At 60.4% G+C, this 24522-nt stretch carries 28 protein-coding genes and 1 pseudogene; 4 read left to right on the top strand and 25 right to left on the bottom strand.

Going from position 1 to position 24522, the window contains the following annotated elements:
- Nucleotides 1–94: 94 nt before the first annotated feature.
- From V0R60_RS27025 to ubiE, 11 genes and pseudogenes are all read right to left on the bottom strand, one after another.
- Entirely contained in the window at nt 95–967 is an 873-nt protein-coding gene (locus V0R60_RS27025) for a methyl-accepting chemotaxis protein (RefSeq protein WP_408005544.1), read from the bottom strand.
- A pseudogene (locus V0R60_RS27030) lies at nt 950–2011 on the bottom strand (methyl-accepting chemotaxis protein); the annotation flags it as partial. The gene V0R60_RS27025 and the pseudogene V0R60_RS27030, both read right to left, overlap by 18 nt.
- Nucleotides 2012–2090: 79 nt before the next feature.
- Nucleotides 2091–2798 (bottom strand): 16S rRNA (uracil(1498)-N(3))-methyltransferase, encoded by a 708-nt coding sequence (locus V0R60_RS15135; RefSeq protein ID WP_330080416.1) that lies wholly within the window; start codon nt 2796–2798, stop codon nt 2091–2093.
- Entirely contained in the window at nt 2795–3586 is a 792-nt protein-coding gene (gene tatC / locus V0R60_RS15140; RefSeq protein ID WP_136478520.1) for a twin-arginine translocase subunit TatC, read from the bottom strand. Before tatC ends, V0R60_RS15135 begins: the two co-directional genes overlap by 4 nt.
- A complete protein-coding gene (gene tatB, locus V0R60_RS15145; protein WP_136478519.1) occupies nt 3583–3963 on the bottom strand; it encodes a Sec-independent protein translocase protein TatB in 381 nt (126 codons plus the stop codon). Before tatB ends, tatC begins: the two co-directional genes overlap by 4 nt.
- A gap of 3 nt (nt 3964–3966) precedes the next feature.
- Nucleotides 3967–4236: a twin-arginine translocase TatA/TatE family subunit gene (locus tag V0R60_RS15150; RefSeq protein ID WP_136478518.1), complete on the bottom strand. Its 270-nt coding sequence runs from the start codon at nt 4234–4236 to the stop codon at nt 3967–3969.
- Nucleotides 4237–4261: 25 nt separating this feature from the next.
- Nucleotides 4262–4597 (bottom strand): phosphoribosyl-ATP diphosphatase, encoded by a 336-nt coding sequence (locus V0R60_RS15155; protein WP_136478517.1) that lies wholly within the window; start codon nt 4595–4597, stop codon nt 4262–4264.
- A gap of 1 nt (nt 4598) precedes the next feature.
- Nucleotides 4599–4991: a phosphoribosyl-AMP cyclohydrolase gene (hisI, locus tag V0R60_RS15160; protein WP_136478516.1), complete on the bottom strand. Its 393-nt coding sequence runs from the start codon at nt 4989–4991 to the stop codon at nt 4599–4601.
- A 74-nt stretch (nt 4992–5065) separates the two neighbouring features.
- On the bottom strand, nt 5066–6673 hold the full coding sequence (ubiB, locus tag V0R60_RS15165) for a ubiquinone biosynthesis regulatory protein kinase UbiB (protein WP_136478515.1): 1608 nt from the start codon (nt 6671–6673) through the stop codon (nt 5066–5068).
- The gene (locus V0R60_RS15170) at nt 6670–7293 is read right to left on the bottom strand and encodes a ubiquinone biosynthesis accessory factor UbiJ (RefSeq protein ID WP_330080415.1); all 624 of its coding nucleotides are present in this window, start codon (nt 7291–7293) and stop codon (nt 6670–6672) included. Before V0R60_RS15170 ends, ubiB begins: the two co-directional genes overlap by 4 nt.
- Complete coding sequence (gene ubiE / locus V0R60_RS15175; protein WP_330080414.1) at nt 7293–8063, bottom strand: bifunctional demethylmenaquinone methyltransferase/2-methoxy-6-polyprenyl-1,4-benzoquinol methylase UbiE; 771 nt, start codon at nt 8061–8063, stop codon at nt 7293–7295. The genes V0R60_RS15170 and ubiE overlap by 1 nt, the downstream gene beginning before the upstream one ends.
- A gap of 133 nt (nt 8064–8196) precedes the next feature.
- On the opposite strand from ubiE, the gene V0R60_RS15180 reads away from it, so the two are divergent.
- From V0R60_RS15180 to V0R60_RS15190, 3 genes are all read left to right on the top strand, one after another.
- Nucleotides 8197–8472 carry a polyhydroxyalkanoic acid system family protein gene (locus tag V0R60_RS15180; protein ID WP_136478512.1) on the top strand — a complete coding sequence of 92 codons (276 nt, stop codon included), beginning with the start codon at nt 8197–8199 and terminating at the stop codon, nt 8470–8472.
- A gap of 208 nt (nt 8473–8680) precedes the next feature.
- Nucleotides 8681–9100: a phasin family protein gene (locus tag V0R60_RS15185; protein WP_330080413.1), complete on the top strand. Its 420-nt coding sequence runs from the start codon at nt 8681–8683 to the stop codon at nt 9098–9100.
- A 10-nt stretch (nt 9101–9110) separates the two neighbouring features.
- Complete coding sequence (locus tag V0R60_RS15190) at nt 9111–9875, top strand: phasin family protein (RefSeq protein WP_136478510.1); 765 nt, start codon at nt 9111–9113, stop codon at nt 9873–9875.
- A 71-nt stretch (nt 9876–9946) separates the two neighbouring features.
- On the opposite strand, the gene V0R60_RS15195 is transcribed toward V0R60_RS15190, so the two are convergent.
- From V0R60_RS15195 to gshB, 14 genes are all read right to left on the bottom strand, one after another.
- Entirely contained in the window at nt 9947–10561 is a 615-nt protein-coding gene (locus tag V0R60_RS15195) for a TetR/AcrR family transcriptional regulator (RefSeq protein ID WP_330080412.1), read from the bottom strand.
- Between the two features lie 13 nt (nt 10562–10574).
- The gene (gene phaC / locus V0R60_RS15200) at nt 10575–12257 is read right to left on the bottom strand and encodes a class II poly(R)-hydroxyalkanoic acid synthase (RefSeq protein WP_330080411.1); all 1683 of its coding nucleotides are present in this window, start codon (nt 12255–12257) and stop codon (nt 10575–10577) included.
- A gap of 104 nt (nt 12258–12361) precedes the next feature.
- Complete coding sequence (phaZ, locus tag V0R60_RS15205) at nt 12362–13210, bottom strand: poly(3-hydroxyalkanoate) depolymerase (protein WP_136478507.1); 849 nt, start codon at nt 13208–13210, stop codon at nt 12362–12364.
- 63 nt (nt 13211–13273) lie between these two features.
- Nucleotides 13274–14953 (bottom strand): class II poly(R)-hydroxyalkanoic acid synthase, encoded by a 1680-nt coding sequence (gene phaC, locus V0R60_RS15210; protein WP_136478506.1) that lies wholly within the window; start codon nt 14951–14953, stop codon nt 13274–13276.
- A 348-nt stretch (nt 14954–15301) separates the two neighbouring features.
- A complete protein-coding gene (locus V0R60_RS15215) occupies nt 15302–15679 on the bottom strand; it encodes a gamma-butyrobetaine hydroxylase-like domain-containing protein (RefSeq protein WP_136478505.1) in 378 nt (125 codons plus the stop codon).
- A gap of 92 nt (nt 15680–15771) precedes the next feature.
- Complete coding sequence (hslU, locus tag V0R60_RS15220) at nt 15772–17109, bottom strand: ATP-dependent protease ATPase subunit HslU (RefSeq protein WP_330080410.1); 1338 nt, start codon at nt 17107–17109, stop codon at nt 15772–15774.
- A 77-nt stretch (nt 17110–17186) separates the two neighbouring features.
- Entirely contained in the window at nt 17187–17717 is a 531-nt protein-coding gene (gene hslV, locus V0R60_RS15225) for an ATP-dependent protease subunit HslV (protein WP_136478503.1), read from the bottom strand.
- A 164-nt stretch (nt 17718–17881) separates the two neighbouring features.
- The gene (locus V0R60_RS15230; protein ID WP_136478502.1) at nt 17882–19153 is read right to left on the bottom strand and encodes a dihydroorotase; all 1272 of its coding nucleotides are present in this window, start codon (nt 19151–19153) and stop codon (nt 17882–17884) included.
- Complete coding sequence (locus tag V0R60_RS15235) at nt 19150–20154, bottom strand: aspartate carbamoyltransferase catalytic subunit (RefSeq protein WP_038997542.1); 1005 nt, start codon at nt 20152–20154, stop codon at nt 19150–19152. The genes V0R60_RS15230 and V0R60_RS15235 overlap by 4 nt, the downstream gene beginning before the upstream one ends.
- A 12-nt stretch (nt 20155–20166) precedes the next feature.
- A complete protein-coding gene (gene pyrR / locus V0R60_RS15240) occupies nt 20167–20685 on the bottom strand; it encodes a bifunctional pyr operon transcriptional regulator/uracil phosphoribosyltransferase PyrR (protein WP_136478501.1) in 519 nt (172 codons plus the stop codon).
- A gap of 54 nt (nt 20686–20739) precedes the next feature.
- Nucleotides 20740–21174: a Holliday junction resolvase RuvX gene (gene ruvX / locus V0R60_RS15245; RefSeq protein ID WP_330080409.1), complete on the bottom strand. Its 435-nt coding sequence runs from the start codon at nt 21172–21174 to the stop codon at nt 20740–20742.
- Nucleotides 21174–21743 (bottom strand): YqgE/AlgH family protein, encoded by a 570-nt coding sequence (locus tag V0R60_RS15250; RefSeq protein WP_136478499.1) that lies wholly within the window; start codon nt 21741–21743, stop codon nt 21174–21176. Before V0R60_RS15250 ends, ruvX begins: the two co-directional genes overlap by 1 nt.
- Nucleotides 21744–21805: 62 nt before the next feature.
- A complete protein-coding gene (locus V0R60_RS15255; protein ID WP_330080408.1) occupies nt 21806–22711 on the bottom strand; it encodes an energy transducer TonB in 906 nt (301 codons plus the stop codon).
- 109 nt (nt 22712–22820) lie between these two features.
- A complete protein-coding gene (gene gshB, locus V0R60_RS15260) occupies nt 22821–23774 on the bottom strand; it encodes a glutathione synthase (RefSeq protein ID WP_136478497.1) in 954 nt (317 codons plus the stop codon).
- Between the two features lie 311 nt (nt 23775–24085).
- Here gshB and pilG point away from each other — a divergent pair, with 311 nt between their 5' ends.
- Nucleotides 24086–24496, top strand: coding sequence for a twitching motility response regulator PilG (gene pilG, locus V0R60_RS15265; protein WP_136478496.1), 411 nt, complete (start codon nt 24086–24088; stop codon nt 24494–24496).
- Nucleotides 24497–24522 lie beyond the last annotated feature (26 nt).

Consider the following 24522-nt stretch of genomic DNA (forward strand, 5'->3'; position numbering starts at 1 on the left):
GGGGGGAGTAGGAAGGTTGCCCAAGGGCAGACAGGAACGGTATCTGTCGATACTGAGCCTGTGCTGCCGCGAAGGGCAGCACAGGTTGTTTATCTTAGAGCTGGAATTTGCCAACCAAGCCTTGCAGGTGGGTGCCCAGACGCGCCAGTTCGACGCTGGAGGCTGCTGTTTCTTCGCTGGCGGCGGAGGTCTGGTCTGACACATCGCGCACGTTCATGACGCTGCGGTTGATCTCTTCAGCTACAGCACTCTGTTGCTCGGCTGCTGCGGCGATCTGCTGGTTCATTGCCTGGATCGAGGATACGGTACGCGTGATGGTCTCCAATGAGGAACCGGCGCGCCGTGTCAGCTCGACACTGCTATCGGTCAGGTTGCGGCTGGCATCCATGGTGCTCGCCACCTGCTGAGTGCCACTTTGCAAACCGGCGATCAGCGCTTCGATTTCTTCGGTCGACTGCTGGGTGCGTTGCGCCAGGCTGCGCACTTCATCGGCGACCACGGCGAAGCCGCGGCCGGCTTCGCCAGCACGGGCCGCTTCGATCGCCGCGTTGAGCGCCAGCAGGTTGGTCTGCTGGGCAACGGACTTGATCACATCCAGCACGCTGCCGATCTTGTCACTTTCGCTCTGGAGCTTGCCCATGGCATCGCTGGAGTGATTCATTTCGCTGGCCAGGCGTTCGATCTGGGCAATGGCTTCGGCGACCACCCGATCACCCTCACGGGCCTGCTGGTCGGCTACCAGCGCTGCCTCGGACGCTTCTTCGGCATTGCGCGCAACTTCCTGGACGGTCGCGGCCATTTCGTTCATGGCGGTGGCCACCTGGTCGGTCTCGACCTTTTGGTTGTTGACCCCGGCACTGGTCTGCTCGGTTACCGCCGACAGCTCTTCAGCGGCGCTGGCGATCTGGGTGACACCATCGCCGATGCCTCCGATCAGCTCGCGCAAGCTTACAGTCATGCGCTGCATGCTGCGTTGCAGTTGGCCAAGCTCGTCACGGCGCTCGACAATCAGGTCGTGGCGCAGATCGCCGCTGGCGACGCGGTCGGCGGCGTTGAGGGTTTGCCGCAGAGGGAGGGTGATCTGCCGGGTGATGGCCCAGGCAGCCAGCACGCCGAGCAGCAAAGCCAGCACCGTGGCCAGGGAGAGCATTGACTTGGCATGCTGCGATTCATCGTCGCGTAGTTGGGTCAAGGTGGTGGTCAGTTGCAGGCTTTGATCGATCAGGACCTGACCTTGTACCGACATCTGCTGGGCGGCCAGTTCAAAGGCCGCCTGCGCGGTGCCAAACTCGATCACCGCCGCGCGATAGTTGCCCAGGGCACGAGCCGCCTGATTGAGGTTGCCGGTGTAGTTGGCGGGCAGCACATCGGCTAGGGTGGTGAGTTGCGAGATCGCCTGGTCGATGGCTTCGAGGGCAGATTGCTGGAACTCAGGCTTGCCACTGTAGGTGTAGCCGCGCACCTGGAAGCGGGCTTGCTGCAGCAGTTTGCTGGCCCCGACCACGCTATTGAACAGGTTCAGGTCGCTGCCCGTGAGCAGTTGCTGTTCAACCTGAGTGGTCAGGCCCGCAGCCTCGTCGGCGCTGCTGCCCAGGACGGCACGGCTGGCCTCACGCTGGCGGGTCGCTTTCTCGGAAGCATCCAGCCCGAGTCGGTACTGGCGAACGGCTTCTTTCTGCTGCTCGATACGCTGTTTGTTTTGCGTCAGAACAATGCGCTGCTCGACCTGTTGCAGTTGGCGGTCAAGGTTGGCCAGCGCATTGTTGAGGTTTTGCGCTGCGCTGTCATCGCCCTTGATCTGAAGGTTCTGCCGAGCTATGCGCAGTTCGAGGGTCGCCTGCAGGACCTGGGAGATGCTGCCAAGGGTATCGCCGCGCTGGGTGATACCGTTCAGGCCTTGCCAGCCTGTCAGGGTAATGCTCAAGGTCAGCAGCAGCACCAGGCCAAAGCCGATACCGAGCTTTCGATTGACGCTAACGTTACCCAGGTGCTGGGCTAACCAACGGTACATGGCAGGACTCCATTGCGATCGGCAGAGGCGATTGGTTGTTCTAGTGCCTATGCATCGGCGCCGGATCGCAAAACTGAAGTCAGAACAGACGAGCGAGCAAAGCAGTAACGGCGGTCTCTACCCGCAGGATGCGTTCGCCAAGCTGCACCGGGGCAAGCCCGGCCTTGCCCAGCAGGTCGATTTCGTAGGGAATCCATCCGCCCTCAGGACCAATGGCTAGCGTCACCGGTTGGTCTAGCCCGCGGGGGCAGGGAGGGAAAGGTCCTGGGTGGCCGACCAGGCCAAGTGTGCCTTGGGCAATGGCGGGCAGTCGGTCTTCGACGAACGGCTTGAAGCGCTTCTCGATGACCACTTCGGGCAGGATGGTGTCGCGGGTTTGCTCCAGGCCAAGGATCAGTTGCTCGCGGATGGCCTCGGGCTCGAGAAACGGCGTCTGCCAGAAGCTCTTTTCGACCCGGTAGCTGTTAACCAGAATCAGCGTTGGCACACCCATGGTGGCAACGGTCTGGAACACGCGGCGCAGCATCTTTGGGCGTGGCAGGGCCAGCACCAGAGTCAACGGAAGCTTGGCGGGTGGTTGGCGGTCGAAGCTGACTGAAAGTTCGGCCTGGTGGCCTTCCAGGCGCTCCACTCGGGCTTCACCCATCAGGCCGCCGATACGTCCGACGCGCAGGCTGTCACCTACCGCTACGCGGTGAATTTCCTGCATGTGGGTAAAGCGCCGATCAGCCAGGACGACGCGATCGGCCGCAATAAAATCGGCTTCTTCGAGTAACAGCAGGTTCACGGCTGGGTCGCTGGTGGCTGGTCGTTATGATCGTCAGCGGCGTTATCGGGATGCTCGCTGCGTTTGCGGATCAGACCGCCGAACAGCACGCCGATTTCGAACAGCAGCCACATGGGCACGGCCAGTAGCGTCTGCGAGAAGATATCCGGTGGCGTAAGGATCATTCCGACCACGAAGCAGCCGATGATCACGTAGGGGCGAATTTTCTTCAGGTACTTCACATCGACCACGCCGATCCACACCAGCAGCACCACCGCTACCGGGATCTCGAAGGCCACGCCGAAGGCGAAGAACAGGGTCATTACGAAGTCTAGATAGCTGGCAATGTCGGTCATCATCGACACCCCTTCCGGGGTGGCGCTGGCGAAGAAACCGAAGATCAGCGGGAACACCAGGAAGTAGGCAAAGGCCATTCCGGCGTAGAACAGAATGATGCTGGAGATCAGCAGCGGGATTGCGATGCGTTTTTCGTGGCGGTACAGGCCCGGCGCAATAAACCCCCAGATTTGCTGGAGGATCAACGGAATGGCCAGGAACAGCGAGACGATCATGGTCAGCTTGAACGGCGTCAGGAACGGCGAGGCCACATCGGTGGCAATCATCGTCGCGTTGGCCGGCAAGTGCTCGCGCAGCGGGGCGGAGACCAGGGTGTAGATCTGCTGTGCGAAGGAAAACAGCCCGGCGAAGATCAGGAAGATGGCCGCGACACAGCGCAGCAGACGTGTACGCAGCTCGGTGAGGTGCGAAACCAGGGGCATTGGCTGGTCGTTTTCCGGAATATCGCTCATGGGGCTCGCGGTGGCTGTGTCGGTTCGGTAGTGGCCGCGGCAGTCGGGGCGGCCTCGGTAGGCGCTGCAGCCGGCGTTGCGGCGACTTCGCTGCTGGCAACCGGCGTGGCCGGTGGCTCAGGCTTTACGCTCTGCGGGTTGAGGATCTTGCGCGCTTCCTGCTCCATGGAGAGGATGTGCTCGTTGTGCAACTGGCGACGAATATCGTCGGCACCGATTTCACGCTCCACTTCCTGTTTGATGGAATTGAAACTGCGTTTGAGGCGGCCAATCCACAGCCCGGCCGTGCGCGCGGCACCCGGCAAGCGCTCAGGGCCGAGCACCAGCAGGGCCACAAGGCCTACGAGCAGCAGTTCGCTGAAGCTGATCCCGAACATTGATCAATCTTTCCTGATGGGCTCTTCGACCTTGTGCGCCTGGCCGTCGATAGTCTGCGGCTGGCTCAACGGTGAAGTGGCTTGCGGCTGGACAGGTTGTACCGGCGCTTGAGGCTGTTCTTCAGGCTTGGTCTCTTCTTCGTTCATGGCTTTCTTGAAGCCCTTGATCGATTCGCCCAGGTCACTGCCGAAGTTTTTCAGTTTTTTGGTACCGAACACCAGTACCACGACGACCAGCAGGACGATCCAGTGTTTCCAGTCAAAAATACCCATGGTGCAATCCCTCGAAATAATTCAGTTAGACCGACGGCTGTCGCGCTGCCTTCTCGGCGTGCCCGGACAGACCAAAACGACGGTCCAGCTCATCCAGCACTGCCTGCGGGTGTTGGCCCAGTTGAGCGAGCATCACCAGGCTATGAAACCACAGATCGGCAGTTTCGTAGATGACATCGCTGTAATCACCGCTATGGGCGGCGTCCTTGGCAGCGATGATGGTTTCGATCGACTCTTCGCCGAGCTTTTCCAGAATCTTGTTCAGGCCCTTGTGGTAGAGGCTTGCCACGTAGGAGCTGTCCGGCTCTGCGCCTTTGCGCGCTTCCAGCACTTCGGCCAGGCGGGTCAGGGTGTCGCTCATGTCAGTGTCCTGCGTTGTAGATGGCATGGGGATCTTTAAGGACCGGATCGACAATTTTCCACTCACCCTGCTCGAAGACACGGTAGAAGCAGCTCTCGCGACCGGTATGGCAGGCGATATGCCCCAATTGCTCGACCATCAGAATGATCACGTCGGCGTCGCAGTCCAGGCGCATTTCATGCAATTTTTGCACGTGGCCGGATTCTTCGCCCTTGCGCCACAGTTTGCCACGCGAGCGGGACCAGTAGATGGCCCGCTGCTCGGCGGCGGTCAGGGCAAGCGACTCGCGATTCATCCAGGCCATCATCAGCACACGCCCGGTCTTGTGGTCCTGGGCGATAGCCGGTACCAAGCCATCGCTGTTCCAGTTGATCTCGTCCAGCCAGTCTTTCATGTACGACTCCAAAGCGAGAGGCCCGATCCTCTGCCGACCCCTTGCGCTAGTTTGCCAGTCGGCGGGCCTGCTGGCTATCGACGTACGATCAGGTAAAGGCCAGCGGCCAGCATCAACCAGGCAGGCCACGCAGCGGGGGCGCTGAGGCTGACGGCTCCGGCTGCCAATGTCGCGCCACCGCCAAGCAGGCCGGCGCCGAGAAGGCGCAAGGCCCAGTGATCGCTTTTTTGTTGCCAGGGCGCTGGCGGATCGGAAAGGTGCGGCTGGGACATGCGCTCAAGCAAGTCGCGGGTCATGCCGGCCAGGTGCGGGATCTGTTCGACCTGGCCGTGCAGGTTTTGCAGCAGCGTTTTGGGGCTGACGCGTTCGCGCATCCAGCGTTCCAGGAACGGTTGGGCGGTGCTCCACAAGTCCAGTTCGGGATAAAGCTGGCGACCCAGGCCCTCGATATTCAGCAGGGTTTTCTGCAGCAACACCAGCTGTGGCTGCACTTCCATGTTGAAGCGCCGCGCGGTCTGGAACAGGCGCATCAGCACTTGGCCGAACGAAATATCTTTTAACGGTTTTTCGAAGATCGGCTCGCAGACCGTGCGGATCGCCGCCTCGAATTCGTTGAGCTTGGTGTGCGCCGGGACCCAGCCCGAATCGATGTGCAGTTGGGCCACGCGGCGGTAGTCACGCTTGAAGAAGGCAAACAGGTTGCGCGCCAGGTAGTCCTGGTCCTCGGGCGTGAGGCTGCCGACAATGCCGCAGTCGATGGCAATGTATTGCGGGCTCCACGGTTTGACGGTGCTGACGAAAATGTTGCCTGGGTGCATATCGGCATGGAAGAAGCTGTCACGGAACACCTGGGTGAAGAAGATCTCCACGCCGCGTTCCGCCAGCATTTTCATGTCGGTGCGCTGGTCGGCCAGGGTCGCGAGGTCGGTGACCTGGATGCCGTAGATACGCTCCATCACCAGCACCTTGGGGCGGCACCAGTCCCAGTAGACCTGGGGCACATACATCATTTCGGAACCTTCGAAGTTGCGCTTGAGCTGGCTGGCATTGGCCGCTTCGCGCAACAGGTCGAGTTCGTCGTAGATGGTCTTTTCGTAATCGTTGACCACTTCCACCGGGTGCAGCAGACGGGCGTCGGCCGATACCCGCTCTGCGCCACGGGCGATCAGGAACAACCAGGCCAGGTCCTGGGCGATGATCGGCTTGAGACCGGGGCGCACCACCTTGACCACGACCTCTTCACCACTCTTGAGCTTGGCCGCGTGAACTTGTGCCACCGAGGCTGAAGCCAGTGGCTCAACGTCGAAGCGGCTGAACACGTCGCTGATTTTAGCGCCGAGCTGCTCTTCGATCAGGGCCACGGCTTTTTGAGGATCGAAGGATGGAACGCGGTCTTGCAGCAGCATCAGCTCATCGGCGATATCTTCCGGCAGCAGGTCGCGGCGGGTTGAAAGCAGTTGGCCGAACTTGATGAAAATCGGGCCCAGGTCCTGCAAGGCCAGGCGCAGTCGAGCGCCACGGCTGAGGTCGAGGGTTTTGCGCGGCAACCAGCGCCACGGCATGACGTGCCGCAGGGCCATCAGCCACCAAGGCAGCGGCAGTTCGAACAGCAGATCGTCGAGACGGTAGCGGATGACCACGCTCTGGATGCGCAACAGACGGCGGACGGCAAGCAGCTTCATGCGTTATCGCTGGTATGAAGGGATCGGGCAAGGCGCTCAATACGCGCCTCGAGGCGTTCGATGTCGACTTTTAGCGTGTCGAGTTCGCTGAAGCGGGCTTCGGCTTCGCGTTGGCCAACCAGTGTCCGCGCCTCTTCGGCGAGGTACTCGGAAAGATTCTGGTTGAGTGCAGCCAGTCCCTGGCGTGTCCAGTTGGCGCGGCTGCGCAAATGGCCACTGAGCAATTGGGTGGCCACCGGCCCGAGCCAGCGAGAGACTTCATACTCCCAGTCCAGCTCCAGGTCCTGGAGAACGGCGACCAGGTCCAGCAGCACCGCGCTATCACCTTCAAGCTCGACCTGAGGACTATGCAGTATGGCGCTCTTGTCCTGGCTCAGGGCCAGGCGCACCAGGCTACTGGCCGGCGCACGCAGGCTGCAGTCGGCTTCATTGGCCCAGTGTGCGGCAAGCATCAGGCCTTCGTCGCTGGGTAAAATGAACAGTTGCAGTGCAGGTTGGCGGCAGTCGATGGCGATCACCTTGCCATCTAGTGGACGCAGGCGCGGCAATGCTGTGCTATCCAGGCGCAAAACACGGTTAAGACCGTGTTCGACGCTGGCGAGAAGGCCGGCCAGGAGCATCAGGGCTTGATGCCGCGGTGCAGGGCGACGATGCCACTGGTCATGTTGTGGTAGGTCACGCGATCGAAACCGGCCTCGACCATCATCGCCTTGAGGGTTTCCTGATCAGGGTGCATACGGATCGATTCGGCCAGGTAACGGTAGCTTTCCGAGTCGTTGGTGATCAGTTTGCCGGCCAGTGGCATGAAGGCGAACGAGTAGGCATCGTAGACCTTGGACATCAGCTTGTTGGTCGGTTTGGAGAACTCCAGTACCAACAGGCGTCCACCCGGTTTGAGCACCCGCAGCATCGAGCGGATGGCATCTTCCTTGTGGGTGACGTTGCGCAGGCCGAAGGCGATGGTGACGCAGTCGAAATGATTGTCGGGGAACGGCAGCTTTTCAGCGTCGGCCTGGACAAATTCGATGTTGCCGGCGACACCACGGTCGAGCAGGCGGTCGCGACCGACCTTGAGCATCGACTCGTTGATGTCGGCCAGAACTACCTGGCCGGTTGGGCCGACCAGTTGCGAGAACTTGGCTGCCAGATCGCCAGTGCCGCCGGCGATATCCAGTACCCGGTTACCGGTGCGCACACCAGACAGCTCGATAGTGAAACGCTTCCACAGGCGGTGCATACCGCCGGAAAGCACATCGTTCATCAAGTCGTACTTGGCTGCTACCGAATGGAAAACCTCAGCGACTTTCTCCGCTTTCTGGCTTTCCGGCACGTTCTGGTAACCGAAATGAGTGGTGGGTTCGGCGTTGTCGCCTTTGCGCTGATCGTTCATATCGCTTCACCGGAAAAAATTACTGGCCATTCTAGGGCGTACGGTCGGATTTGTCTTGGCGGGGTGTGTCGCAGGTCGGGGCGCAGGCATAATAAAAGAATAGAAGTATGCCTCTGAACCCAGGATTGAATAAATGACTCAGATCAGCGTTGAGCGCAAACACAGCCTGGGCCGCGAAGCGGCTCGGGAGAAGGCCCAAGGCCTGGTCGACAAGCTGGCCCGCGAGTACGACCTCACTGCCCGCTGGAATGGCGACCGGGTCGAGGTCAAGCGCAGCGGTGCCAATGGCAGCGTGCAGATCGGTGAAGACACCATCAGGGTTGAACTGAAGCTGGGCATGATGCTGTCGATGATGAGCAGTACCATCAAAAGCGAAATCGAGCGGGCTCTCGACAAAGCCCTCGCCTAGCGGCTCAAGGGGGAACTGCAAGTTGCAAGTGGTTGGCGGTGAATTTCGCAGATGCCAACCACATAGCAACCGCCGCCGCTCCTCTTGCAGCTAAAACCTTGCCGCTCCCCCATTAGGGTGTGAATTCTAATTTTTCTCCCTACCTTGTGCTCAAGCCCAACTTCCATGGGCAGTTCCTCCATATCTTTTCGAGCGTGAGGTGCAGAGCATGGCAAAAGTTATCCTGAAGAAAAAAGAAGACACCCAGAACTCATTGGGTGAGGTGCGCGGCTATGCCCGCAAGATCTGGCTGGCAGGCCTTGGGGCCTACGCCCGGGTCGGCCAGGAAGGCGCCGACTACCTGAAAGAACTGGTCAAGGCCGGCGAGACTGTAGAGAAGCGTGGCAAAAAGCGTATCGACCACGAGCTCGATGCAGCCAATACCCAGATCGATTCGGTCAAGGGTGAGATCACTAGCGTGAAGGGTAAAGTCGAAGTCCAACTCGATAAAATCGAAAAGGCTTTCGACACACGGGTCGCCAGCGCCTTGAATCGCATCGGCATTCCGTCTAAACATGACGTGGAGGCACTCTCTGCCAAGCTCGATGAGCTGACGGCATTGCTTGAACGTGTCGCACGTAAACCATAAGGAGAGCGGGATGGCTGGCAAGAAGAATAGCGATAAAGAAAGCAGCTCCTGGGTCGGCGGGATCGAGAAGTACTCCCGCAAGATCTGGCTGGCTGGATTGGGTATCTACTCCAAGATCGACCAGGACGGCAACAAACTGTTCGAGTCGCTGGTCAAGGATGGTGAGAAGGCAGAGAAGCAGGCCAAGGGTTCAGTCGATGCGGCCAAAGCTTCGGCCAAGTCCGCCACTTCTCGTGTGGGTGATGTCAAAGACCGCGCCCTGGGTAAGTGGAGCGAGCTCGAAGAGGCTTTCGACAAGCGTCTGAACAGCGCAATCTCGCGCCTGGGCGTGCCGAGCCGCAATGAGGTCAAGGCGCTGCATCAGCAAGTGGATACCTTGACCAAGCAAATCGAAAAACTGACCGGTGCTTCGGTCAAGCCGGCTTCGAGCAAACCCGCCGCGACCAAGGCCGCCGCCAAGCCACTGGCCAAGGCAGCACCGAAAGCGGCAGCTAAACCTGCGGCGAAAACTGCAGCGGCCAAGCCTGCTGCCAAACCTGCGACAAAAACCGCAGCGGCCAAACCCGCTGCAAAAGCAGCCGCCAAGCCAGCAGCCGCCAAGCCTGCCGCGGCGAAAAAGCCAGCGGTGAAAAAAGCGCCGGCCAAACCAGCAGCAGCCAAGCCGGCAGCACCTGCAGCCAGCGCGGCTCCCGCATCAACCGCTGCGCCAGTGACAACTGCAGCGGCGCCCACGCCGGCACCTTCGGCAGCGGTAAGTCCTACCAGTCAGTCTTGATAGGCCTGCTCGCGGGGCAAGTCGAGTCGCCGCACCGCTGGTGTGACGATGCGATTTTCCCCGCGATGCTTTCAGCCGTCCAGATACCTCAGGGCGATTTGCTCGGCTGCATGCCTGGAGCCGGTGTCCAGGTGCGGCGCCACCAGCATCATCACCTGATAGACCACCACACCGACCTCACCCTCGCGCGCCAGCACCCGCTGGTAGTCCAGGGAAAACAGCAGGGTCATGGTTATCTGCTCCACCAACTGACCCAGCGCCCGTGTATCACTGATGACCTGACCCTGAGCCTTGAGGCTGGCTAGCAGCGCTGCCAGGGTACGTTTGAGGGCATTGAGCAGGTTGCGCATACCCCGCGCAAGCTTTGGCAGGCGTCCTGTCAGGTTCGACAAGTCCTGGAACAAAAACCGGTACTGAGCCATGCGCTCGACGATCAAATGCAGGAACAGCCAGTAGTCCTCGGCGTCCAGGCGCACTTCAAGGGGTGGGTCCAGTAGCGGGGTCAGTTCGTCTTCGAATCGCTCGAACAAACCCAGCACCAGGGGTTCCTTGCCGTGGAAGTGGTAATACAGGTTGCCTGGGCTGATCCCCATTTCATTGGCGATTTCCAGGGTTGAGACATTCGGTTCGCCCTGCTGATTAAACAACAGCAGGGCACACTCGAGAATTCGGTCGCGGGTTTTCATCCGTTCTACTTGCTCAGCGCGCCTGCACGTAAGTGCCGGGTGCGGGGTCCATGGGAGGGTAGTTCTGGTCGCCCAGCGTCATCAGCGTTTCGCGCTGGGCACCCGATCGCGCCTGGATCCACTCCAGCCACTGCGGCCACCAGCTGCCGTCCACTTGCTTGGCATCGTAGTACCAGGCCCGTGGGTCGCTGCTCAGATGCGGGTTGTCGATATAGTGCGCCTTGGGGTTGCCGGGCGGGTTGAGGATGCTCTGCACATGGCCGCTGTTGGCAAGAATGAAGCGCTTGTCGCCGCCCAGCAGTAAGGTCGAGCGGTACACCGCATCCCACGGTGTTATGTGGTCGTTGCTTCCGGCCACACTGAAGCTGTCGACGTTGACCTTCTGCAGGTTGATGGGGGTGCCGCAAACCTCGAGACCTGCGGGGTGAACCAGCGGGTTGTGCTTGAAGAAGTCCAGCAGGTCACCATGCAAGGCAGCGGGCAAACGGGTGTTGTCATTGTTCCAGTAGAGAATGTCGAAGGCTGGAGGCGCCTTGCCCAGCAGGTAGTTGTTGACGAAGTAATTCCAGATCAAGTCGTTGGGACGCATCCAGGCGAAGACCCTGGAAATTTCCCGGCCATCGAGTACACCCTGCTGATAGGAGCGGCGTTTGGCCGCTTCCAGGGTCTGCTCGTCGGCGAACAGGCCAGCGGGGCTGTCGATCTCGCTGTCGAGCAGGCTGACCAGATAAGTGGCGCTGCTGACCCTGCGCATTTGACGCTTGGCCTGCAGGTGACCTTGCAGGGCGGCGATGGTCAGACCTCCAGCACAGGCACCGAGCAAATTCACGTCGCGGCTGCCGGTGATGCTGCGGCAGACATTCATGGCCTCTTCCAAGGCTTCGACGTAACTCGACAGGCCCCATTCACGATGACGGGCATCGGGGTTGCGCCAACTGACAATGAAAGTTTGCAGGCCGTTTTTGAGTGCGTACTGGACAAAGCTGTTGGTCGGGCTCAAATCGAAGATGTAGAACTTGTTGATTTGCGGCGGCACGATCAGCAACGGTCGAGCGTACTGTTTTTCACTCATGGGCTTGTACTGGATCAACTCCAGCAGCTCGTTGCGAAAAACCACCGCTCCCGGGGTGGTAGCCAGGTTTTGACCCACCTCGAATGCCTCGGTGTTGACCTGGCGCGGCAGCCCGTCGTTGTGGCGCAAGTCGTCAACCAGATGGTTCAGTCCTCTCAACAGGCTCAGGCCACCCGAGTTGAACAGCTCTTTGACTGCTGCAGGGTTGAGCAACGAGTTGCTTGGTGACAACGCATCGTTGAGCTGCGCAAAAAGGAAGTGCGCACGGGCGCGATCATCGGCGTCCAGTTGGCTTTCGTCGATCCATTGCCGGGTCTGCTTCTGCCAGGCGAGGTAAGCCTGCAAGCCACGGCTATAAAAAGGATTGTGATTCCAGGCCGGGTCCTTGAAGCGGTTGTCGCGTGGGTTGGGCTGGTGCAGGGTGTCGCCGAGCAGAACCCGCCCCAACTGATTGCCCAGGGCGAGCATGTGCCTGGCGGTATACAGCGGGTGGCGCAGGCTGTGGCGGCTGACATGGCGTAGGGTCGAGAACAGGTCGCGACCGCGCATGCCGGTGATCGCGTTCTGCACGTTCATGTACGAGGCGGGGACCGGTACTGACCCCTTCGCGGGCTTGTCTTTCATCAGGCAACACTCCGTCGTCAGGCCATCAACAAAACAGTTCAATGCAAGAGTGACACCAATCTCCTGGTGGACATCCGGGCGCAGGCGCGAGCCAGGGCCAGGAATCAACCGGGTGCAGGGCGAGGGTGCATGACGGCGCGTTGGCGCTCTTGCTGGAGAAATTTCATGATGATCGGGGCAACCGCTTCTGCCCGGGTGATCAGAAACAAATGACCGTCGTCGATTATGTGTAGCTGGGCATTGGGAATACGCCAGGCCAGCAGGCGCATATTGATCAGTGGAATCAATGGGTCATCGTCGCCGGCAAGTACCAGGGTCGGTTGTCGGATTTTGTGCAGCCAGTGAATGCTGGTCCAGCCGAGCCCGGCGAACAGTTGCCAGTAGTAGCCGAGCTTGCCCGAAGAACGTACTTTTGCGGCATGGGCGGCGGCAAGGCTGGGGTCGCGGCGAAAAGCGCCGCCATAGATCTGCGGAGCAATACGAATGACGTGGGACGGTTGCACATAGCGCCGAGGGCTAGCCATCAGCATGAGCACCTTAGGCTTGCCCGGAACCATGAATGCACCAGCAGCGGTGGCCGCCAGGACGAGTTTTTTGCAACGTTCGGGATAATCGTGGGCGAATTGCTGGGCCAGCGCGCCACCCCAGGAAACGCCGATGGCATTGACCTGGCCATAGTCCAGGTAATCGAGCATGCGCGCGGTCAGCTTGGCCAGCGAGGGAAAGCGGTAAGGACGCTTGGGTGTGGATGAACCACCCACACCGGGCACGTCGAAGGCAATCACCTCCAGGTCCGGATCCAGTGCCTGGATAAAGGGGAAGACCAACTCCAGGTTGGCGCCAATGCCATTGAAGATCAGCAGCGGCGTCAGGTGCGGCTTGCCGGGTCGAACCGCGGTGCGGATGGACTGGCCATCAATGTCGACGGTCCTGAAAATGTACGGTTGCGGCATGCGCGGAGCCCCGTGTTGGATAAAACACCGTGGCTCATCAGTGAACCACGGCGATTGTTGCAATCAACGCTCGTGTACGTAGGTGCCCGGTGCCGCCTCGGCGGCGGCATAGGTTTTGTTGCCCAAGCGCGTGGGTGCCTTCTTCAGATCGCCGGCGCGAGTGGTTAGCCAACTCTGCCAGTGCAACCACCAGGAGTCGGTGTGCTTGGTTGCGTTTTCCTGCCAGTGGTTGGCGTCCTGCGGCATCTCGCTACTGGTCATGAAGCGTGCCTTGGGATTGCCCGGTGGGTTGAGGATGCTCTGGATGTGTCCACTGTTGGACAGCACAAACTCGACATTGCCACCAAACAGCTGGGCCGAGCGGTAGCACGACTGCCACGGGGTAATGTGGTCAGTGGTGCCGGCCAGACAATAGATATCGGTGGTGACGTTTTTCAGGTTGATCGGTGTTCCGCACACTTCCAGTGCATCGGCACGGGTCAGTGGATTACTTTTGAACATTTCGATCAGGTCGCCGTGGAAGGCAGCCGGCAAACGGGTGGTGTCATTGTTCCAGAACAGAATGTCGAACACCGGCGGCTCATTGCCCAGCAGGTAGTTGTTCACCCAATAGTTCCAGATCAGATCGTTAGGCCGCATCCAGGCGAACACTTTGGCCATGTCGCTGCCTTCGAGTACGCCTGCCTGATAGGACTGGCGCTTGGCGGATTCGAGGGTCTGCTCGTCGACGAACAGGGCAACCTGGGTATCGAGGGTGGTGTCGAGCACGCTCACCAGCAGAGTAAGCGCATTGACCTTTTTTTCGCCCAAGGCCGCATAGTGGCCCAGCAGTGCCGTGCAGGTGATACCGCCCGAGCATGCCCCGAGCATGTTCACATCCTTGCTGCCAGTAATCGCCAGGACAGCGTCGACGGCCTCCTTGAGAGCGTCGATGTAGGTCGACAGCCCCCATTCACGCTGGGCCTTGGTCGGGTTGCGCCAACTGACAATGAACGTCTGCATGCTGGAGCGCAGGCAGAAGCGCGCCAGGCTCTTCTCCGGGCTAAGGTCGAAGACATAGAACTTGTTGATTTGCGGTGGCACCACCAGCAGTGGGCGGGCGTGCACCTGTTCGGTGATTGGCTGGTACTGGATCAGTTCCAGTACGTCGTTGCGAAACACCACCGAGCCTTCGCTGTTGCCCAGGCTCTTGCCGACCTCGAAGGCTTCCATGTTCACCTGGCTAGGCATGCCCCCGTTGTGAACCATGTCCTTGGCCAGGTTCGACAGACCGTCGAGCAGACTTTTACCGCCGGTTTCGAAGAAACGTTTGACTGCCGCAGGGTTGGCGGCGGTGTTGCTGGGTGCCATGGCCTCGGTCATCAGGTTGATGACGAAATGACCGCGACTGATGTCCTGCTCCGACAGGTTGCTGGTGTCGATCCAGTCGTGCAGTTCCTTACGCCAGGCAAGGTAGGTTTGCAGGTAGCGGCGATACAGGGGATTTTGGCTCCAGGCTGGATCATTGAAGCGACGGTCGTCGCTTTCCGGTCGCAGTGCCGATTTGCCGAAAATCACATTTTTCAGTTCCAAGCCGAAATGCGCCACATGCTTGGCGCTATGCAGCGGCTGGCGAATGGCCTGGCCCAGCACCATTCGAGCAGATGTCAGCAAATCCTTTCGACGCAAGCCAATCACAGGGTTCAGGCCCAGTGTGTTTTCCGAGGCTTGGCGCTGCAGGTCATCGTTGTTTTTGTTACTCATCTACGACGCTCCGTTGTCCTGAGACGAGTACCGGCCTGCTGTGGGCGTTACACAGACGTGTGTCCGGTACTGCTGCTCGGGTGACCAGTGATAACGAACTGCGGTCCTGCGGCCGGATGCAAACGACGATGAGCCATGCGGGTTATTTCTGCTTGAGAAGACTGCCTGCTTTCGCTCGCGACCTCTACATACCGGCCAGACCCTGCTGCATAGCGATGCAGGGAACTTGCCAGATCCATTGGTTACCCGACTTTCGAGTGATGCGCAAGACGGCCATTCCTTGACCGTTGAGCAGGCATTCAAGCAAATAGAATTAGAAAATGCGCTCTAAACCCTGTAATGCACGAGTTAGAGCATCAGCTTTACGACGGACTCGGAAGGGTCGCGAGATTTCCCGGCTTTTTCCAGCTCACCGAGATAGTCCTCCCACAGTTCCTGCTGACGCAGACACAACTGTTCCAGGTATTCCCAGGTAAACAGACCACTGTCGTGGCCGTCGTCGAAGGTCAGTTTCAACGCGTACTGGCCGGCAGGTTCGAGACTGCTGAGGCCGACGTTGATCTTGCCGTACTGGAGGATAGGATTGCCGTGGCCCTGGACCTCGGCGGAAGGAGAGTGCACGCGCAAGAATTCGGCGGGCAGGTGATACACCTCATTTGGCCCGTACGTCAGCGTTAGGGTTTTCGAGGCTTTGTGCAGGTTGATGGCGGTTGGCATTCTGGACATGGTTGAAGACTCTTGGGCTATGCGCTGCAAGCTACAAGCTGCAAGACACCGATGTCCAGCTTGCAGCTCGCAACTTGTAGCTTGCCGCTGCGTTACAGGATGTAGCGCGACAGGTCTTCGTTCTGTGCCAGTTCACCGAGGTGGCTGTTGACGTATTCGGCGTCGATGCGGATCGGTGCTTCGCTGTGGGCGCTGGCCAGATCCCCGGCGCTGAAGGACACCTCTTCGAGCAGGCGCTCAAGCAAGGTATGCAGGCGGCGGGCACCGATGTTCTCGGTCTTCTCGTTAACCTGCCAGGCGATTTCAGCCAGGCGCTTGATGCCCTCGGGCGCGAACTCGATGTTCAGGCCTTCGGTTTTCAGCAATTCGCGATATTGCTCGGTCAGCGAGGCATGCGGTTCGCTGAGGATACGCTCGAAGTCTTCCGGGCTCAGGGCCTTGAGTTCGACGCGGATTGGCAGGCGGCCTTGCAGCTCAGGCACCAGATCGCTTGGCTTGCTGAGGTGGAACGCACCGGAGGCGATGAACAGGATATGGTCGGTCTTGACCATGCCCAGCTTGGTATTCACCGTGCAGCCTTCGATCAGCGGCAGCAAGTCGCGCTGTACACCTTCGCGGGAGACGTCGGCGCCGCCGACGTTACCGCGCTTGGCCACTTTGTCGATTTCGTCGATGAACACGATGCCGTGCTGCTCGACCGCTTCCAGTGCCTTGGCCTTGAGCTCGTCTTCATTGACCAGGCGGCCGGCTTCTTCATCGCGTACCAGCTTGAGTGCTTCCTTGACCTTGAGCTTGCGGCTCTTGCGCTTACCCTTGCCCATGTTGGCAAACAGGTTTTGCAGTTGGTTGGTCATCTCTTCCATGCCCGGCGGCGCGGAAATATCGACGCCCATGGCTTCGGCCACTTCGATCTCGATTTCCTTGTCATCCAACTGACCTTCGCGCAGGCGCTTGCGGAACAGTTGGCGGGTGTTGGAGTCCTGACTGGTGACCTGGTCTTCGTTGAAGCCGGTGCGCGCCGGAGGTAGCAGGGCGTCGAGGATGCGCTCTTCGGCAGCGTCCTCGGCACGGTGACCAACGCGGATGATTTCCTGCTCGCGCAGCATCTTGATCGCGGCGTCGGCCAGATCACGAATGATCGATTCGACGTCACGGCCGACGTAGCCGACTTCGGTGAATTTGGTCGCTTCGACTTTGATGAACGGTGCATTGGCCAGCTTGGCCAGGCGTCGGGCGATTTCGGTCTTGCCGACGCCAGTCGGGCCGATCATCAGGATGTTCTTCGGTGTGACTTCCACACGCAGCTCGGCGGGGAGCTGCATGCGCCGCCAGCGGTTACGCAGGGCAATGGCGACAGCGCGCTTGGCGTCGTCCTGGCCAATGATGTGGCGGTTGAGTTCGTGGACGATCTCGCGGGGGGTCATGGACATAGTATTGATGGTCCTGGGGCTCGATAAATCAGCGTGGAAAAGCCCGGCCACCGGGGCCGGGCGCCAGAACAGCTGATTTACTCGGCCAGGTCCTGCTCCTCGATAGTCAGGTTGTGGTTGGTGAACACACAGATGTCACCGGCAATGTTCAAAGCGGCTTCGGTGATTTCACGGGCCGATAAATCGGTTTTCTGCAGCAATGCCTTGGCTGCGGCCTGGGCGTAGCCGCCGCCGGAACCCATGGCGATCAGGCCGTCCTCGGGTTCGACCACGTCACCGTTACCGGTGATGATCAGTGAGGCATCCTTGTTGGCTACGGCCAGCATGGCTTCCAGGCGGCTCAGGGAACGGTCGGTACGCCATTCCTTGGCCAGCTCGACGGCGGCACGGATCAAATGGCCCTGGTGCTTTTCCAGCTGGCCTTCAAAGCGTTCGAAGAGGGTGAATGCGTCGGCTGTGGCACCGGCGAAACCGGCGATGACCTGACCGTGGTAAAGACGACGGACCTTTTTGGCGTTGCCTTTCATCACGGTGTTGCCGAGAGAAACCTGGCCGTCGCCGCCCATGACGACTTTGCCGTGGCGGCGAACTGAAACGATGGTGGTCAAGGGAGAGTCTCCACGCAGCGGGGCGAAAATGCCGATGCAGACTCATATGGGGGTGCAGGGAAGGATTTCAACCTTGAAGGATGAGTGGTAACGCTTGTCGCGGGGCAAGGCCGCTCCCACAGCAGCGGTACAGAACCTGTGGGGACGGGCTTGCCTCGCGATGATCAGGCTTCGTGGCTGATATGCCCATCGACCAAGGTATAACGCACCGCACCCGGCAGGCAGTGGCCGATGAACGGGCAGTTATCGCCCTTGGAGCGCCACTGTTCGCCTGCAAGCGTCGAAGCGTTGGCATCGAACAACACCAGATCCGCAGCGCTGCCTACCTGCAGCTTGCCGGCAGGTAGGCGCAGGGCCGCCGCTGGTCCAGCTGACAAACGCTGCAACAAAGTTGGCAGATCGAGCAAACCGTCTTCCACCAGGGTCATCGCCAGTGGCAGCAACAACTCGACGCTGCTGATACCCGGCTCGGTGGCGCCGAATGGCGCGAGCTTGGCATCGCGTTCGTGGGGTTGGTGATGGCTGGAAATCGCCTGGATTACGCCGGACTTCACCGCTTCACGCAGGCCATCGCGGTCGGCCTGTGTGCGCAGTGGTGGCTGCACGTGGTACAGGCTGGAGAAATCGCGCAGCGCTTCATCGGTGAGGATCAGCTGGTACAGGGCCACGTCAGCGGTCACCGGCAGTCCCAACTCCTGAGCCTGGGCGATCAGGCGTGCACCGCGAGCACTGGTCAATTGGCTGAAGTGCGCACGCACGCCGGTTTGCTCGACCAGCAGCAGGTTGCGCGCCAGGGCTACGGTTTCGGCGGTCTCCGGAATGCCCGGCAAACCGAGGAAACTGGCCATTGCGCCTTCGTGTGCCAGGCCACCTTGGGCCAGGTCACGATCCTGGGAGTGAAAGATCACCGTCAGGTCAAAGGTTGCGGCGTACTCCAGGGCCCGGGCCAGGGTACGGTTGTTGGCAAAGGCATTGAGGCCGTTGCCGAAGGCAACACAGCCGGCATCACGCAACGCGACCAGCTCCGCCAACTGTTCGCCCTCCAGCCCCTTGCTCAGGGCGCCGATAGGGTAAACCTTGCTGTGTCCGGCTTCGCGGGCGCGGTCGAGGATCAGTTCGGTGACTGCCGAGGTATCGAGTACAGGTTTGGTCTGCGGTGGACAGCACAGGCTGGTGACACCGCCGGCAGCGGCGGCACGGGTCTCGCTGGCGATGCTGCCTTTGCGGCTGTAACCCGGCTCACGCAGGGCAACGTTGAGGTCTACCAGGCCGGGGGCGGCGATCAAACCCTGGGCGTCGACACTGCGCGCCGGGGTAAAGCCAGCGGGTGCGGCGCCAATGGCGATGATTTTGCCGGCATCAATGTGCAGGTCGGTGGTCTGGTCCAGGCCGCTCAGGGGGTCGATGACGCGGGCGCCGAGAATGCTGAGAGTCACTGGGCGTTCTCCTGCTCGAATTGACGTTGGGCAGTCTGCCCGCTCATGGCCATGGACAATACCGCCATGCGTACTGCGATCCCGTAGGTGACCTGATTGAGGATGACCGAATGGGCACCGTCGGCAACCGCTGATTCGATCTCCACGCCTCGGTTGATCGGCCCAGGGTGCATGACGATGGCGTCAGGCTTGGCCCCGGCCAGGCGTGCTGTGGTCAGGCCGAACAGGCGGTAGAACTCGCCTTCGCTAGGCAATAGGCCACCGGCCATGCGTTCACGCTGCAGGCGCAACATGATTACCACGTCGACGTCCTTCAGGCCCTGTTCGAGGTCGGTGTAGACCTTTACGCCATACTGCTCGATACCGATTGGCAGCAGGGTTTTCGGGCCGATCACGCGAATGTCCGGGCAACCCAGGGTTTTCAGTGCGAGCATGTTCGAGCGGGCAACGCGCGAATGCAGGATGTCGCCGACAATCGCTACTGAAAGGTTCTCGAAGCCGCCTTTATGGCGACGAATGGTGAGCATGTCGAGCATGCCCTGGGTCGGGTGGGCGTGACGACCGTCACCACCGTTGATGATCGCCACTTCCGGGCAAACATGTTCGGCAATGAAGTGCGCAGCGCCGGAGTCGCCGTGGCGTACCACGAACATGTCGGCTGCCATGGCTTCAAGATTGCGCAGGGTATCGAACAGGGTTTCACCTTTGCTGGTCGAAGAGGTCGACACATTCAGGGTGATGACGTCTGCCGACAGCCGCTGGGCAGCCAGTTCGAAGGTGGTACGGGTTCGGGTGGAGTTCTCGAAGAACACGTTGCAGACGGTCTTGCCGCGAAGCAACGGAACCTTTTTAACGGCCCTGGCGCCAACTTCGAGGAACGAGTCGGCGGTGTCGAGGATTTCGGTCAGCAGTTCGCGGGGCAAACCGTCGAGCGAGAGAAAGTGGCGCAGCTGGCCCTGATCATTGAGCTGCAGCGGGCGCTTGGCGTCGATTGGCGTCATCGCGAGGGACTCTTAAAGGGCGGAAGCGGAAGCGAGGTCCTGGCGCTCGAGAGCGAGCGGCGCGGGTCCGGTCAATTTTACCCGTTCGTGGGCAGCCAACGACAGGGTTGCACCGACCACATTCGGGCGGATCGGCAATTCGCCGGCATCCAGGTCAAGCAGGCAGACCAGAGTGACGCTGGCCGGACGGCCATAATCGAACAATTCATTGAGGGCGGCGCGGATAGTGCGACCGCTCATCAGCACGTCGTCCACCAGGATCAGGTGCTGGCCTTCGATCTCGAAGGGTAGGTCCGAAGGGCGCACTTGTGGGTGCAAGCCGTTCTGGCTGAAGTCATCGCGATAGAAAGATACATCTAGAGTGCCGAGAGCGGCGTCGCTGCCCAGTTCTTCGAGCAGGGCCTGGGCAACCCAGATGCCCCCGGTGCGGATGCCGATAAAGCGTGGCTCGGTAATGTTGCGACGGGCCAGATGGGCACGAAGGTCGACAGCCATCTGCCGGATCAGTTCGGCGGGATTGGGTAGGCTCATGCTTGCTCCTCAAGAGGCCGGGGGCGCAACGCTGACCCGGCTTGAATCCGATGATCAGGACTGCCCGGTATTGGCCTCCAGCCAGCCCTGCAGAAGCAGGGCGGCGGCAATGGCGTCCACCGGGTTGTCGCGGTAACTGCCACGCTGGCCGCCGCGGGCCATCCGTTCGCCCTTGGCTTCGAAGGTGGTCAGGCGTTCGTCGTGGGTATGCACAGGCAGGTTGAAGCGGCCGTTCAGGCGCCGGGCGAACTTTTCGGCGCGGGCACTCATTTCGCTGGGGGTGCCGTCCATGTTCAACGGCAGGCCAACGACGATGGCATCGGGTTGCCATTCCTTTATCAGTTTTTCGACCTGGGCCCAGTCCGGTGCACCGTTTTGGGCTTTTAGGGTACACAGCTCGCGGGCCTGGCCGGTAATCACCTGGCCCACCGCAACGCCGATCTGCTTGGTGCCGTAGTCAAAGCCCAGCAGTAGTCGCAACTCTCCCATCAGGCGTGCCCCGCCTGGCTGGTGAGCAGGCTCAGGTTGATGCCCAGGCTTGCCGCTGCCGCCGCAAGACGCTGCTCACAGGCCATGCCGAAAATGATCTCGGGATCGAACGGGCAGTTCAGCCAGGCGTTGTCGGCCAGTTCTGCTTCCAGCTGACCAGCTTCCCAGCCTGCGTAGCCGAGGGTGATCAAGCTTTGTTTGGGTCCCAGGCCATCAGCGATGGCGAAAAGCACATCTTGCGAGGTGCTCAGCGACAGACCGTCCAGTTCGACCGTGGCCTGGAAGCTCTTGTCTGTGGTGTGCAGGACAAAACCGCGGTCGGTCTGCACCGGACCGCCCATGTAGATGGGGACCTGGGTACAGCTGGCCGGCGGCTCGGTGTCCGGGCGCAACTGCTCAAGAATATCGGCCAGATTCAGCTCCTGAGGCCGATTGACCACCAGCCCCATCGCACCATTGGCGTTGTGCTCGACGATGTAGGTCAAAGTATGCGCGAAATGCGGATCAGCCATATGTGGCATGGCGATCAGGAACTGATGCTTGAGGTAACTCGGGCTGAGGTTTTTCATGGTTGATAGTGTGGCGTTGAGGGGGCGGACTGACAAGCCTGTTTGTGTGGGTACCCGCCGGCTCAGTTACTGGACAGGCGGTCGCCGCGGGCAAAGCGCCAGGTGCGGATGATTTCCAGGCGGTCGATGTCGGCCAGATCACCGGTGAACGGGGCGAAGGGTGCCGCCAGGCGGACGATGCGCTGGGCTGCCTGGTCGAGCAAGGGTTGCCCGGAAGACTCCAGCACCAGTACCTCGTAGAGCGAGCCGTCACGGTTGATTGAGACCATTAGTCGCAGATTGCCGTAGATCTGTTGGCGACGGGCTTCATCGGGGTAGTTGAGGTTGCCGATGCGCTCGACCTTCTTGCGCCATTCGTCTTTGTACCAGGCACCTTTGTCACGCATGGTCGATGCAGCGTTGAGGCGGTGGATGCGTGGGCGCTTGGCATACAGTTGCTGTTCGTTGGAAAGCTCGGCTTCGAGGCTGGCGATCTGGCTGGACAGCTGCGAGCTGTCGAAGTCCGGGGTCGCGGCCTTGGGTTTTGGCTGCGGCTTGGCTTCTTTAGGTCGGGTTTCCACTTTTTGCGGCTTGGGCGCCTTGGTAGCGACCACGGCCTTGGGTGGCGTAGGTTGCGGCTGCACTTCAGGCTTGGCGGCGGGCGGCGGCGTGACCTTGTTGATCTTGCTGTCCTGGAACGGCGCTACTTCGGTGGTTTTCGGTACAGCTTTCTTGTCCAGCGTGCCGCTGCCCTGTTGGTTGTCCTGGGCGAGATAGTCGGCCTTGGCCGGCGCCTTCTCGCTTTTGAATGTGGCCAGGGTGATTTCCATGGTGCGGCGGATTTCTTCAGGCTTGGCGAAGGAAAAGCCCAGGCCAAGAATCAGCGCCAGGTGCACCAGGGCGGCCAGAAACAGGGTAAAGCCGAGCCGATCCGCCGCACGAATGCGGGGCGGATTGAAGTCGGCAGGGATGTCAGCAGGCAGCGTCATCAGGTATCCAGCAACCACTAGGCCGGGGCGAAACCGGCAGGGTGGGTGCGCAGGTCAAAAAAACGACCGGCATGATAACCCACTCTGCGCGGTTGCTCTGCGTCGGCTGTCAGCGCGCCTTGAGCTTGCGATCAATGGCATCCATCAACTGCACGCCGATGCGCGTGCCAAAAGCGTTGTCGATTTCACGGATGCAGGTCGGGCTGGTGACGTTGATTTCGGTCAGGTGCTCACCGATAACGTCTAGGCCAACGAACAGCAGGCCCTTTTCACGCAGGGTAGGGCCGACCTGTTCAGCAATCCAGCGATCGCGATCGGTCAGTGGCCGGGCTTCGCCACGGCCGCCAGCGGCCAGGTTGCCACGGGTTTCACCGCTGGCCGGGATGCGCGCCAGGCAGTAAGGCACAGGTTCGCCATCGATCATCAGGATGCGCTTGTCGCCATCCTTGATCGCTGGCAGGTAGGCCTGCGCCATGATCTGCTGGGCGCCAAGGGCTGTCAGGGTTTCAAGAATCACCGAGAGATTCGGATCGCCCACTCGATGGCGGAAGATCGAGGTGCCGCCCATACCGTCCAGTGGCTTGAGGATGACATCTCCGTGTTCGGCGGCGAACTCGCGGATGATGTCCGGGCGACGGCTGACCAGGGTAGGTGGCGTGCACTGCGGGAAAAGCGTGGCAAACAGCTTTTCGTTGCAGTCGCGCAGGCTCTGTGGGCGGTTGACCACCAGTACCCCAGCGGCTTCGGCTTGTTCCAGCAGGTAGGTGCTGTAGACGAACTCCATGTCGAACGGCGGATCCTTGCGCATCAGGATTACATCCAGATCGCTCAAGGCGCAGTCTTGCTCGTCTTCCAGCTCGAACCAGTGCTGCGGGTCGGCGAACACCTTCAGCGCGCGCATCCGCGCGCGGGCCTGGCCCTGGCCTTGATAGAGGTCCTGCTGTTCCATATAGAACAACGACCAGCCGCGCTCCTGGGCGGCGAGCAGCATGGCCAGCGAGCTGTCCTTTTTATAGGAGATGCGCGCAATGGGGTCCATGACAATCCCGAGGCGAACGCTCATGGGCTATATCCTCTCAGCGGCGTTGGGCCGCGTTGGCTCGAATGAAAAGTGGCGTCAGGGTGGCGCCCGCGGCGCTGGCGGTCAAGGGAAAAACGCATCCTGGGCGGCACTGCGGCCAGCGGTGATGCAGGCCGATGGAATGCACCCCCAGAGTATGCTAAAAAGGCCTGGCACGTGGCCTGCACGGGCCTCTCCAGCTGCAAGTCACAAGCCACAAGCTGCAAGAAAAGCATGCCGTGTGAACCTGCTTATTCTTACCCCTTGAATCTTGTAGCTTGCCGCTCATAGCGAGCAGCGATGGTAGAGCAATTATGGAACAGCCCCGCGCGGCACTCAAAGTGATGGTGATCGACGACTCCAAGACGATTCGCCGCACCGCTCAGATGCTGCTCAGTGAAGTAGGGTGCGAGGTCATCACGGCCACCGACGGCTTCGACGCGCTGGCCAAAATTGTCGACCAGCACCCACAAATCATCTTCGTCGATGTACTGATGCCGCGACTCGATGGTTACCAGACTTGCGCCTTGATCAAGCACAACAGCGCCTTCAAGGATACGCCAGTGATTCTCCTGTCTTCACGCGACGGCTTGTTCGACAAGGCCAGGGGTCGCGTGGTTGGCTCTGATCTATTTTTGACCAAACCTTTCAGCAAGGAAGAGCTGCTGGATGCAATCAGGGCCCATGTGCCCGGGTTCGCCGCAGAAGAACAACACGCACCCTGACGCCGCGCCCCGGCAGCAGCGTCCAT

The sequence above is a fragment of the Pseudomonas auratipiscis genome, from assembly GCF_036324085.1.
In the GTDB taxonomy this organism is placed as follows: Bacteria; Pseudomonadota; Gammaproteobacteria; order Pseudomonadales; family Pseudomonadaceae; genus Aquipseudomonas; species Aquipseudomonas auratipiscis.